A 13,262-nucleotide genomic window follows, 5' to 3' on the forward strand; every position below is an offset into this window, starting at 1 on the left:
AGTAAACTATATAACTGATAAGCCTTGAAGGCTTCCTAACCAGGTGGAAGCGTTGATGAAAACAGGCACAATTGATTAAAAAAAAGTTATGGCGCTCATAGTTCAGAAATACGGTGGTACATCTGTCGGTTCAGTGGAACGCATTCAAGCTGTCGCACAGCGTGTTTATAAAACTGTCCAAGCTGGAAACTCTCTGGTAGTAGTGGTTTCAGCAATGGGCAAAACCACCGATGGACTCGTCAAACTAGCTAATGAAATTTCTCCAAATCCTAACCGCCGGGAAATGGATATGCTGCTTTCCACAGGCGAACAAGTAACTATTGCCTTACTCAGTATGGCTTTGCAGGAACTCGGACAACCCGCAATTTCCATGACTGGCGCTCAGGTAGGAATTGTTACTGAAGCTGAACACAGCCGCGCTCGGATTTTGCATATTGAAACTACTCGCCTAACTCGCCACATAAATGCAGGTAAAGTAGTTGTAGTAGCAGGCTTTCAAGGCACATCCAGCGCCGGAGAGATGGAAATTACGACTTTGGGGCGCGGTGGTTCTGACACATCAGCAGTGGCGATCGCAGCCGCATTAAGAGCGAATTTTTGCGAAATTTATACAGACGTTCCAGGTATTCTCACTACAGACCCCCGCTTAGTTGCCGAAGCCCAGTTGATGGATGCCATCACCTGCGATGAAATGTTGGAATTAGCTAGTTTGGGCGCAAAAGTGCTGCATCCCCGTGCTGTGGAAATTGCCCGTAACTATGGTGTTCCCCTGGTAGTTAGGTCTAGTTGGACAGATCAACCAGGGACTTGGGTGACATCAGCCAAACCCCAAGGGCGATCGCTAATCAATCTAGAAATTGCCCGTCCAGTAGATCATGTAGAATTTGACACTGACCAAGCGAAGGTCGCTTTGTTGCGCGTACCCGACAAACCAGGTGTGGCAGCTAGGTTATTTGGCGAAATTTCTCGGCAAAAAGTAGACGTAGATTTGATTATTCAGTCAGTTCATGAAGGTAACAGTAATGACATTGCCTTCACTGTGACAACACCAATATTAAAACGGGCAGAAGCAGTAGCAACAGCGATCGCCCCAGCACTGAGGAATCAATCTAACCCCAAGTTTGACGAAGCCGAGGTAATGGTAGAACATAACATTGCCAAAGTTAGCATCGCAGGCGCAGGAATGATTGGCCGTCCTGGGGTAGCTGCAAAGATGTTCGCCACATTAGCTGAAGCTGGCGTGAACATTCAAATGATTTCCACCAGCGAAGTGAAAGTAAGTTGTGTAGTCAATGCCGCAGAATGCGATCGCGCCGTCTTAGCACTCCGTACCGCCTTTGAGATTGAGGCAGGGGAGCAGGGAGCAGGGAGCAGGGGAGAATTTCTTACTCCTAACTCCTCACTCCTAACTCCTCACTCTCCACCTCCCGTTCGCGGTGTCGCCCTCGACTTGAATCAAGCGCGTCTTGCTATTCGCCAATTGCCAGATCGTCCGGGGATGGCGGCGAAGTTGTTTGGATTATTAGCGCAGCATAATATCAGCGTTGATATGATTATCCAATCTCAGCGTTGCCGGGTGATTGATGGTGTTCCCAGACGAGATATTGCCTTTACAGTCTCGCGCATAGATGGGGAAAGTGCCAAAAAAATGCTTACTCAAGTAGCGGCAGAGTTAGGATGGGGTGAAGTTGTTTTAGATAGTGCGATCGCTAAAGTGAGTATTGTCGGTGCAGGTATGGTAGGACAACCAGGTATTGCCGCTAAAATGTTTGAAGCTTTAGCTCAACAACAAATCAACATTCAAATGATTGCCACCTCAGAAATCAAAATTAGTTGTGTTGTGGCGCAAGAGCAAGGTGTTAAAGCTTTGCAAGCCATTCATGCAGCCTTTGAACTGGCTGGTAGCGAGAAATTTGTCGTACCAGCGTAAAACCTGAATCAATGAGCTTTCATCCTAAATCCCTTTCCTAAGCTTGGGCTACAGTGTACACCAAAACCCTGGATTTACCCCCCTTAATCCCCCCTTATAAAGGGGGGAAACAGAAATCTAGTTCCCTCCCCTTTATAAGGGGAGGGTTAGGGTGGGGTAAAACCTTGGTTACTCAGCTATTTCAGACTTGTGTATACACCGTAGCTCCCAAGCTTCTTGGGAGAGGGACTTTGCAATATACACGCCGTAGCAGCCCACACCTCGATCTCATTTGAAGTTGCTTAATAATAAATATTTATATTTTAAAAGCAGGAGTAATAACACGTAAGCTATAATCGAACAATTTATCAGACTATAATTTATATTGATGAATAGTCATTTACTAGATGGACATTATCAAATACTAAAAATTCTCAATGATGGGGAAAAAGAGAAAACCTATCTAGTTGAAGATGTTAATCTTAATGGTAAAGAATTTATAGTAAAGCAGTTATCTCTTACTAATAGCAATCCTCAAGCTTTAACAATCCTACGCCGCTTATTTACGAATAAGGCAGCAACTTTAGAAAAACTCGGACAAAAACACGATAAAATTCAAAAGCTCATTGCTTCTTTTGAAGAAAATGAAGAATTTTATCTAGTCCAAGAATTCATAACTGGTAATCCTTTAACTGACGAAATTATCCAGGGAGAACTTCTCAAGGAAGACCAAGTAATTAGTCTTTTGTCAGAGATATTAGAAACTTTGGTCGTTGTACATAGCTATGGCATAATTCATCGGAATATTACACCAGCAAATATTATTCGTCGGGAATCAGATAAAAAGTTAGTTTTGATTAATTTGGGTACTTTTAATGAAGCGATCGATAATACTGTTGACAATTCCGAGTATATGCCTATAGAGCAAATTAACGGCAACCTCAAATACAACAGTGATATATATGCTTTAGGTATCGTTGCGATCGCAGCCCTGAAAGGTTTACCTACAAAGGAAATATCTAATTTACGAAGTCAGAAAAATAAGCTGACTGGTGAAATAGTTTGGCGCGATAAAAATCTCAAAGTTAACAGAAGATTAGCAAAAATTATTAATAAGATGGTGCGTTTTGACTACCGTAAGCGCTACCAGTATGCAACGGAAGTTTTAGACGACCTGAAAAAGTTCATAAATGTTGATGACAATCAACAAAAACAGCATCAGAAAAAATTATTACTAGTTCTAGCAGGGATAGCTGGATGTATTACCCTTAGTGTTGCAGCGTGGCAATTGAGATCGCCAAAACTTGTGAGTGATGCTCAAAAGACATTATACCAAGAGGGAGTAAATAAATATGAGTCAGGAAACTATGAAGGAGCAGTTGAAGATTTCAATCAGGCTATTAAATTAGATCCGCAAAACGCTTTAGCTTATAATAGGCGGGGTGATGCTTATTATCGATTAGGAGACTACGAGCAAGCACAAGCAGACTCTAGCCAAGCTATTGTGCTTAATCCTCAAGATGCTAATGCCTATTTTGACCGAGGATTTGCTTTTTCGGCATTAGGCAAATACAAAGAAGCGATCGCAGATTATACTCAAGCAATTAAGTTAAATTCTAAAGATGCTTATGCTTACTATGGGCGAGGATTAGCTCGTGTTCAATTGAAGGATAATAAAGGTGCAATTGAAGATTTTAGCAAAGCGATCGCTCTTAAACCTCAATATACCGAAGCTTACTTGCAACGAGGTATCTTTCGCCGTCGTCTCAAACAAAGACTTGAAGCAATCCAAGATTTTGATAAAGTAATTAAGATTAATCCTAGTGATGCCAAAGCTTATTATCAAAGGGGTTTAACTCAATCTATTAATAAACAAAAAAATGAAGCAATTAAAGATTACACAGATGCAATCAACATCAATCCAAAATACATAGAAGCTTATCTGAATCGTGGTGATATTTACAGCGATCTGGGAAATAATGTAGAAGCGACTGAAGATTACAATACTATTTTACAGATAGACCCGAAATTTATTGCAGCTTATATTCACAGAGGTATTCACCGCTTTTCTTTTGGAGATTATAAAGGTGCTATTGAAGATTACACCGCAGCACTAAAACTAGATACTAATAATGTAGCAGCTTACAATAACCGTGGTAACGCCTATCTCGAACTGGGAAATAAAAAAGCTGCAAATCAGGATTATTCACGAGCGATCGCAATTAATGCTAACAATGCCTTAGCCTATTATAACCGGGGCGTGATTCGCACCAAGCAGAAAAATAAACCAGGTGCGATCGCAGACTTCAAAAAAGCTGCAAAACTATTCCAACAGCAAGGGGAACAAGATAGTTATCAAGATGCACGGCGGGAAATTGCAATTCTGCAAAATAATTCAGCGCCAGCGCCAACTACGCGCCCGAAATCTGGGAAAATAGAAAAAAATTGAGTCACCACTCAATATAGTGTTGACTATCAACAGTCAAAACTCTTAGAGAGTGATTGTGCTATTTAAATGTGTTTTACTTTACAAATTTACAACTATTACTTTATCAAACTAGTTTTGATGGTTTGTAGTAAGCACTAAAGTGCTTATAAAACAAGGACTAAAGTCCTGATTAATTACCATGAGTCACAGTATTTTATTACGACTCAATTAGGATTGCTATATGCTAATTCTCCTGACTTTTCATCCAGATAACCTGGAAATCTTCACCCATAGAGATGTCGATACGGTACTGAAAAGAATTGATGGTTCTTATAATATTTGGTTGCGTTGTATTCACTTCCGCGATCGCACTGGAACAGCCAAAATTATCAAGCACTTTGGACTAAATCCATCTCGTGTTAACATGATTTTCAACCATTCCCCTGTAGGAATTGATGAAGACGTAGAAGATTGTTTATTTGACAGCTATGAAATCCTAAGTTCTCAAATCAAAAATAATGAGTTTGAGGTTGTACGTGGCAACATTGTAGTTGGAAATAATTTTATCATAACTTTTGAAATCACAGAACTCAAAATTTTAAGTATTTTAGCTAATAATCTCCAAAAGCGAACTCTAGATATTCAAAAATGCGGCATCGACTATCTTTTTTATCTCATATTTAAAGATATTTTGAATAATTACGAAACTGTCTTTACCTATATTTCTAGAAAACTTGATGATTTAGAAGATGAAGTTTTAGACAATTCTGGTGATGAATCAACGTACCAAAAAATTGCCACAATGAGGCAATCTACTCGTTCTGGACGCCGTAATTTTCAAAGCATCAAGTTACTTATGGCTATTATGGATAATGAAGATTTCCAATGGATAGGCCAGCCAGTAAAAGAACTATTCAATCAAGAATTGGTTCATCACGTTGATAAACTCTGGCAAGAATATCAAGCTATAAGAGCCTGGATGTCAGAATTGATGGAAATTCAACGCGATAATATTGCTAGTAAAACAGGTGAACGAATTAATCGCCTGACTATCCTCTCAAGCATATTTCTACCAATCACTTTTCTGTCTGGTTTCTATGGTATGAACTTCAAATATATGCCGGAATTAGAACAACCTTGGGCTTATCCTGTAGTAATCTGTATGATGGCATTAATTGTAATTGGCAGTATTACCTATGCAAAAAAACAACGTTGGTTGTAGTATTTATAAAGTTATTAATAAAAAGATTATCGACTCATTAAAAGATTTTTATCTGAGTCTGTTGGTGCGAAGCAAATTAAATCAGATTTCTACATATACTTTCTTTAAGTAGACTGAATCAACCCTAAATCGGCAAATAAACGTGAATTTACCATTGATTATTCGTGCTGAAGAATATAACGAAAAAACAGCAATTGTGACAACGGATGGAGCATTTACTTATCGAGATTTGCTACACACTTCCAGTCAAATAGCAACAAGTCTTCTTCAAAATGCAGAAAATTTACAAGAGCAGCGAGTTGCCTTTCTCATTCCGCCTGGATTTGAGTATGTAGCCACTCAATGGGGAATTTGGCGGGCTGGTGGCATAGCTGTACCTCTGTGTGTTTCCCACCCACGCCCAGAATTGGAGTATGTAATTACTAATTCTGGAGCATCGATTATTATTGCTCATCCTAATTTTGAGGATATACTGCGTAGTTTACCGCCGCAGGCATCGCTCGCCCAAGAACGCAATTTGCGATTTATCCTCACCTCAGAAACGCTCCCACATAATATTAGTCGCCTCCCAGAGATAGATATCACGAGACGCGGCTTAATTCTCTACACCAGTGGTACAACAGGTAAACCCAAGGGTGTAGTTACGACTCACCAAAATATTCAAGCCCAAGTGACTAGCTTAAACACCGCTTGGGAATGGACATCGGATGATCGCATTTTACATATCCTGCCACTACATCATATTCATGGAATTATTAACGTACTGACTTGTGCTTTATGGGCTGGAGCAGAGTGCCATATCTTGAGCAAATTTGATGCCGAAACTGTTTGGAACCGAATTTGTGATGGTGACTTAACCCTATTTATGGCAGTACCAACAATTTATGTAAAGCTAATTACTGCTTGGGAAACAGCCTCTAAGGAACGCCAAAAAACGATGTCAGAAGGCTGTGCTAAGATGCGCCTGATGGTTTCTGGTTCGGCAGCATTACCAGTCCAAGTTTTAGAAAAGTGGCAGACTATCAGCGGCCATTTTCTGCTTGAGCGCTATGGTATGACTGAAATTGGTATGGCGCTATCAAACCCTTTACATGGTGAGCGGTTATCTGGATATGTTGGTAAACCTCTACCTCATGTTGAAGTAAGATTAGTGGATGAGAACGGAGAGTTAGTCCCAGGCGAAACCCCAGGGGAGATCCAAGTTAAAGGCCCCGGAGTGTTTCTAGAATATTGGCAAAACCCCGAAGCAACCGCCAAAGCTTTCCAAGATGGCTGGTTCCGTACTGGAGATACCGCCGTAGTGGAGAATGGCAACTACCGAATTCTGGGACGGATGAGCGTAGATATCATCAAAACTGGAGGGTATAAAGTTTCAGCTTTAGAAATTGAAGAAGTGCTAAGAACCCATCCAAATATTCAAGAATGTGCAGTGGTTGGGGTTGCCGATTTAGAGTGGGGTGAACGGGTTTGTGCCGCGTTAGTATTGCAAGGTTCACAACCTTTAACATTACAAGCTTTCAGGAGTTGGGCAAAAGAGCGATTGGCTGTTTATAAAGTGCCAACCCAAATTTTGATAGTTGAAGAATTACCGCGCAATGCGATGGGGAAAGTTACTAAACCGACGGTGGTTGAGCTATTTTGCTGATAGCGATCGTCAACGCTCAATTAGACTTGGAGTTTAAAGTTAGCTGGCTTTGAGTTGACTATGGGAGTGTAGCGCGAGGTTATCTGTTTGTTAGACGATGTAGAAACAAACCTTAATTGCAACAAATAGGCAAACCTGCACTACTTTTGCATAGCTAAGTCAATGAGTAGTTAATATGAAAATTGTTCAAGAAGTTTCTCTGATCAGTATTGGGAATTTTGAAGAATCAAACGATTGGTCTATCATTAGGGCTGAAATTCGTGATGCTATCTCTCTAATCGTTCATCCTCCTGGTACATCCAGTTTTACAATTAATCCAACAAAGCACGGTAATGGCGTCAAGCCAATTAAAGATGCTTGCATGGTTGCATTGAGAGATAAATTTGGATGGAGTCTCGAAACTTCGATTAACTATGCAACTCGATCGCCAGGAAAGGTCGATGCAACAAAGATCATTGACAAATATCTTTTTGCGCTTGAGTGGGAAACGGGTAACATCTCTTCAAGCCATCGAGCAGTCAATAAACTGAGTCTTGGATTACTACGGGGTGTCTTTTTAGGCGCTGTCTTGGTACTCCCCAGTAGAAAACTCTACCCTTATCTAACTGATCGGATTGGCAACTATGAAGAGCTAGAGCCATACTTTGATATTTGGCGGGCAATCCGTATTGAAGAGGGTTTTCTGGCAATTTTTGTGATTGAACACGATCGGTTAGATGACAATGTACCAAAGATTACCAAAGGAACAGATGGTCGTGCATTAGTCTAAATTTTCCTGCATGAATTATGTAGAGTAAGGAATAGGCAGTTGTAATGCAGTTGTTTTGCCTTGTTTCAATTTCTTGCTTCCCCTTGCCGATTCCCATTGCTCTACAATTCCATTAGCCAAGTCAGTCAAGCGGTCTACTGCTGGCTCTGTATCTCCAATTTCTGAACCTATCCAGTAACGGTGTAGTTTTTCTGCTGCATAAAATGTAGTACCAGAACCCCCAAAAGGATCGACCACAATCTGCCCTGGATCAGATGCCATTGCGATAATCCGTTCCAGCATAATGGGAGCGAGCTCATTAGGAACTCGTTTTTTGTGCCGACGATGCCGAACGGGTGGAATATCAGTCCACATCTCCTCGGTTAATGTCCATAAAACTTCAGTAGTGGAAGCTTCAGGGGCATCCTCCCAAACATCTTCTGGCATATCCCAGACATCCATTAAGTTGATGCCTTTTTCATTGAGGCTTTTTCGATGCCCACCATAGTCACGAATCTCTTTGCCACAGTGTCGGCAGAGTTGAATCGGTGTGTAGACTTTGTTGAAAACGGCTGGCTCCCCTTTTGTATAATAGATCAGTCCGTAGTGAGCCGGAGACATTTTTTTACCTCTAGGAAAAGCCTTTGGCATTCTGCAAGCAATCCAATGCCGAAAGCACATTCCTTTACGATTAAGGTATGCGCCGTACTCTATACACCATTTGGGCAGGTTGAAAATAAATAAGCTGCCACCTGGTTTAAGTATGCGAATGCTTTCATCAAGCCACTGTTGCGACCAGCTTAAATACTGATCTGCCTTGATTTGATCGCTTATACCTTCACCATATTCTTTACCGAGATTAAAAGGTGGGTCGGCAAATACCAAATCCACGGAATCATTTGCCAAAGCTGACAAAAATTTAAGACAGTCTCCTTGGTAGAGTATGCCATGCTCACTGATATAAACCTGTTGCAGTTCTTGTTGAGTTGCAACATCAGGTGTGATCGCTTGAAAGGGGAGCATTCACTTAACCTCTAGTACATTAGTATAGCTTGAGTATAGAAACTCTGTTGTCAATAGTCAATAGAGTTTTTTTGAGAGGTTGTACTACGCGGCTGATAGGGTTTTCCAGCAGGTTGATTTTTATACCTCTCTACTTCAGCAAATTCTATGTAATAGTAACGCCCAAGTTTGCAAGCTATAATCTGACCATTCTTAATTAGGTCGTGAATTCGCTGACGAGTTACATCAAGTAGCTTGGCAGTTTGAGCTACAGAAAGTAATTCCGGGCTATCATTTGATCCGGAGTCTGTCATAGGATGAAAATGCTTTAATCACTGGAGCCAATCTTTTTTATATTGCATATTCAAGGATAACTAAAATTCTCTGAAAATAGATACTAGAAAACGCCAGCCACCACTGAGTCAAAGGGCTTGAGCGGATCGCCCCTACCTAATTTCCCACCCCTTCGGTATCTTTGGCGGACACCAGAAAAGATTTTTGCTGGACACACCAAGAGATTCCAGAATTCCTCGCATAACTTCTGTGCAGTACATCCAGTGTCCCAAATCGTCATACATGCGATCGGGATTAAACTCGACATTGTAATGCAGTACATTGGGAAGGTCTAAAAATTCATCACCGCTTTGGGGAGAAAGAAGCAACAGATGAAATGGCTTCCCCTGGCATTGTTTTTGCAGCTTGTTGACTAAATCTATCACACCACCGCGTAGCTTGCCGCCGTAGGCATCGCTAATTCCTGTGCGGACAAAAAGCACTTTGTCGCAATGCCGCAATGCGTACCAAAACCTTTCAGAGCGTGCTGTGTAACGAATACGCATCCGTTCATGGACGGGAGACATATCGTTTTTTGGGTCGTCTGTCTCCTCAACTTCATGGGCAAAGGATAAACCCGACCACTTACTATGGTAAATTCTACCTGCATCGGGACTGTAGTGCAAAAAAGCAGGGTTCCACATATCATCAAAACCGTGTTCGATCGCATCCGCAACATCTGCAATATTAGTGGTGCGCGTCAGATCGAAGGGAAAGGCGGGGCCGTCATATTCCATCTTATATAGCATCATGCGGACGGCACAGCGATCGCCAAGGGGAAGAATTGCCACACGGCTGATATCCGATAACTCACATTTGTATTGGAACAACACCGCAGACTTAGGTGGTGCTTTCACCCGGCTTTCTAACCCATCCTTACCAATCATCATCGTGCGAAACGGGAGATCGGGATAAAGCGGATCTTCATAAACACCCGATGGCATCGCTTGAAGTGCGTTACAAACTTCCGTCCACATTGGCTGAATGTTGTACTCGCTGTCCGATTCGTTGATTATCCAGAGGTGGCGTTCATCTGCTTGCCAAATCCCCAAATGCCCGTCATAGAATAAAACGTTGTTCGGCGAAAAGAGATTGAAGGCGGCGCTATATTCTAAATCGGTATTTGGGGGGATGTTTATTGTAGTTGCGATCGCGCCATCCTCTACAGCCAAGAAAGGGAGCGTCCCCGGCTTGACAGACTTCGCAATGTAAATACCTGATATCAATCCAGCCTTACTTTGCAGTGCAGTTTGTAGTTCTTGCCAATAGGGAGCGATCGTGTAGCTGTATGCCGATGAATTAACGATTCGTAAATGCTTCTCTTCCATACACACAGAGACATGAAAGCCCCTATTATCAAAGTAGATGGGGAATTCATTCGGTTGCCGGAAGCGTTGTTTTTCTTTTGCTAATACGTCTTTGTTGATATCGAATAAATGGTGGTCGATCTGCTGATACATAAGGCTATGACCGACTGTATTCGGGTGAGCCGGATCGAAGGATGTCCCCGCTTTCCATCGTCCTTGTCCATCATCCACGGCTGCCAACCAATCAAGTACAGGTACGCCCCAACTGAGCATTCGTTTGTGTGTGTCTCGGATCAGCGAGTAATGTTCCAGGGAATAATCACCGTTGGGATAGACTCCGCCTAGAATGGGGATTGCTCCGATGTCGCGCGTCATTTTCACAAGCTGCTGCAAGCCACTTTCAAACCGCCGTTGTACCGCCCGCCGTTCGTGAGGGGAACAGTAAGCTAACCCTTCGTTACCCAGAGATAGGGCAATGATGACGATATCCGGTTTTTCTGGGGTGACAAACCAGGGGAATCGAGCGATCGTTCTGCTGACATTCGCCCCCACCTCCGACACATTCACAAGTTTATGCCCATATTTTTGCTGTAAAGCCTGTGCCAACAACCAGACCCAACCTTGCAAAAACCAGGCTTTATGACCTAATGCAACGGAACTACCAATGACTAAGATTTTTAAACCTTCAGACTCTTCATCCAGAGGTATTTTCACAGCAGGGTTCTCAATATATCCGAACGGATAAGGTTGTAAATAACCGAATGCGCCATCATCCACAATAATTGTGTTGGCATCATTGTTAAAATCAATGGGAATCCAGCGGTTTGTATCTAGTAAGCTCTCCCATGTTGCGTTACCGTTTGCATCGAGCCGCACGTACTTGTATTCAACTCTCTGTTGATCGCCTGACTCTTGAATGTCAATATTTGTCCACCATAAAGGATAGCGATCGCCACTTGTACGCAGATGAACACATTTAGTAATATCCCACAATCCCAACTCTGGAGTAGAACCCACCAGACCAATGGATTCGCCCGTTTGAGTGTATGCACTGATCTGGAATCGATACATAGAGTTTATCCTGATTTAGTGAGGGCCATACCAAACGGTCAGATGAATCCTTAAATCTGTTTTGAGAATATCACATAGAACTCTTAAGAATCCGGTATTAATCTTATTAAGTATACTGAAGCTCTGATTTATATCACTCAAAGCTATAGCAGACAAGCTTTTCAAAAATTAAATTGGATTTTTATAGAAGATTTAATACTAATTAAATAGAATATATTGTATTAAAAGTTTTAGTACAACTAAGAACAAATCAAAATAAGGATAAGATTAAGTTAAATTTTTCCTTCAATAGCACTAAGGCAATCAACTAGTATCAAATACTATCTATTACAGTTAACCGACACTGAGATACGATCAATGTGATGGTGAGCCGATGTATGTAATTACCAGTTATATCAAGTTTTATTTCTGCAAGCTGCACACTCACGACCATAAGTCACGAGTTCAGCGCTTATCACCCAATCGTTTCAGAAGAGTTTAAATGCCTATCTCACAACCATTTTTGTTACTAGTCAACTAGGATGTGCCTGAATATGAGCATCAGAAAAACATAAATAAATATGAATATCTTAATAGCTATATATGAATGAATAGTTAAATAATCTTAGGAGAAATAAAAATAGCTGGGATTTGCATCGGCAGTTGTGGATAGAGTGATGCAGATCCTTTCTAACCTAGAATAACAATTTTTTAGCTGGTCGTGGTAGGCATCGTGAATCGGTGACTGCCAAGAAACCTTGCGCTTGAACATGAAGGAAGCAACAATGAGTAGCAATCTAGCCATCAAACTCCGCTCTGGAACTCAACAAGCCCACACATCAGCGGAAAATGTGGCATTCATGAAATGTTTTTTGCAAGGAGTTGTGGATAGAGACTGCTTCGCTAAATTCTTAAGCAACTTGTATTACGTCTACAGCGAACTAGAAGCCGCATTGGAGAGCCATGTACAGCATCCTGTGATTAGTGCAGTTTACTTTCCTGAACTTAATCGCCAATCCTCACTCGAAAAAGACATGGTGTTCTATTATGGGGATAATTGGAGAGAGCAAGTTACAGCCTCACCTGCTGCCCAGAGCTATATTGACCGCATTCGGGAAATTTCTGCTAGTGAACCGGCTTTATTGCTAGGTCATGCCTACACTCGCTACATGGGCGATCTTTCTGGGGGTCAAATGCTACAAAAAGTTGCTCAGTCAGCCCTGAAGCTTTCTGGGTATGAAGGCACATCCTTTTATAACTTTGAGCAAATTCCTGACAAAAAGGCATTTAAGGATAAGTATCGTCAGGCATTAAATGCATTACCCGTTGATGATATAACAGCAGAACGGATTGTTGCAGAAGCCAATAATGCCTTTGGGTTCAATTTAAAGATGGCTCAAGAATTAGAGGAAAGTTTAATTAAAGCACTCGGTCAAGTTCTCTTTAATAGCCTCACTCGTTCTCAGAATTCAGGTAGCACTGAAGTAGCTGCGGCTAATTAATTTTTATTGGGAATTGGGGATTGGGCATTGGGCATTACAAAGAAACTTGTTCAATAATTCTCCCCTCTCCACCAATCCCCAATCCCCAATCCCCAGTCCCCAGTCCCCAGTCCCCA

The 13,262-nt window shown here is 41.7% G+C and carries 9 protein-coding genes; 6 read left to right on the plus strand and 3 right to left on the minus strand.

The window, feature by feature from the left end; translation table 11 throughout:
• Window positions 1-88 precede the first annotated feature (88 nt).
• From CDG76_RS15430 to CDG76_RS15450, 5 genes are all read left to right on the plus strand, one after another.
• Window positions 89-1,930: an aspartate kinase gene (locus CDG76_RS15430; protein ID WP_094349855.1), complete on the plus strand. Its 1,842-nt coding sequence runs from the start codon at window positions 89-91 to the stop codon at window positions 1,928-1,930.
• 367 nt (window positions 1,931-2,297) lie between these two features.
• Window positions 2,298-4,358, plus strand: coding sequence for a tetratricopeptide repeat protein (locus tag CDG76_RS15435; protein ID WP_094349856.1), 2,061 nt, complete (start codon window positions 2,298-2,300; stop codon window positions 4,356-4,358).
• A 220-nt stretch (window positions 4,359-4,578) separates the two neighbouring features.
• Window positions 4,579-5,559, plus strand: coding sequence for a magnesium transporter CorA family protein (locus tag CDG76_RS15440; RefSeq protein ID WP_094349857.1), 981 nt, complete (start codon window positions 4,579-4,581; stop codon window positions 5,557-5,559).
• A gap of 142 nt (window positions 5,560-5,701) precedes the next feature.
• Window positions 5,702-7,204, plus strand: coding sequence for an acyl-CoA synthetase (locus CDG76_RS15445; protein WP_094349858.1), 1,503 nt, complete (start codon window positions 5,702-5,704; stop codon window positions 7,202-7,204).
• Between the two features lie 175 nt (window positions 7,205-7,379).
• Window positions 7,380-7,973: a restriction endonuclease gene (locus CDG76_RS15450; RefSeq protein ID WP_094349859.1), complete on the plus strand. Its 594-nt coding sequence runs from the start codon at window positions 7,380-7,382 to the stop codon at window positions 7,971-7,973.
• A 15-nt stretch (window positions 7,974-7,988) separates the two neighbouring features.
• On the opposite strand, the gene CDG76_RS15455 is transcribed toward CDG76_RS15450, so the two are convergent.
• The 3 genes from CDG76_RS15455 to CDG76_RS15465 form a co-directional block, all read right to left on the minus strand.
• Window positions 7,989-8,975, minus strand: coding sequence for a DNA-methyltransferase (locus CDG76_RS15455; protein ID WP_094349860.1), 987 nt, complete (start codon window positions 8,973-8,975; stop codon window positions 7,989-7,991).
• A 50-nt stretch (window positions 8,976-9,025) separates the two neighbouring features.
• On the minus strand, window positions 9,026-9,268 hold the full coding sequence (locus CDG76_RS15460; RefSeq protein WP_094349861.1) for a helix-turn-helix domain-containing protein: 243 nt from the start codon (window positions 9,266-9,268) through the stop codon (window positions 9,026-9,028).
• Window positions 9,269-9,400: 132 nt separating this feature from the next.
• Window positions 9,401-11,665 carry a DUF1796 family putative cysteine peptidase gene (locus CDG76_RS15465; RefSeq protein WP_094349862.1) on the minus strand — a complete coding sequence of 755 codons (2,265 nt, stop codon included), beginning with the start codon at window positions 11,663-11,665 and terminating at the stop codon, window positions 9,401-9,403.
• 764 nt (window positions 11,666-12,429) lie between these two features.
• On the opposite strand from CDG76_RS15465, the gene CDG76_RS15470 reads away from it, so the two are divergent.
• The gene (locus tag CDG76_RS15470) at window positions 12,430-13,146 is read left to right on the plus strand and encodes a biliverdin-producing heme oxygenase (protein WP_094350017.1); all 717 of its coding nucleotides are present in this window, start codon (window positions 12,430-12,432) and stop codon (window positions 13,144-13,146) included.
• Window positions 13,147-13,262 lie beyond the last annotated feature (116 nt).

Source organism: Nostoc sp. 'Peltigera membranacea cyanobiont' 210A (assembly GCF_002246015.1).
In the GTDB taxonomy this organism is placed as follows: Bacteria; Cyanobacteriota; Cyanobacteriia; order Cyanobacteriales; family Nostocaceae; genus Nostoc.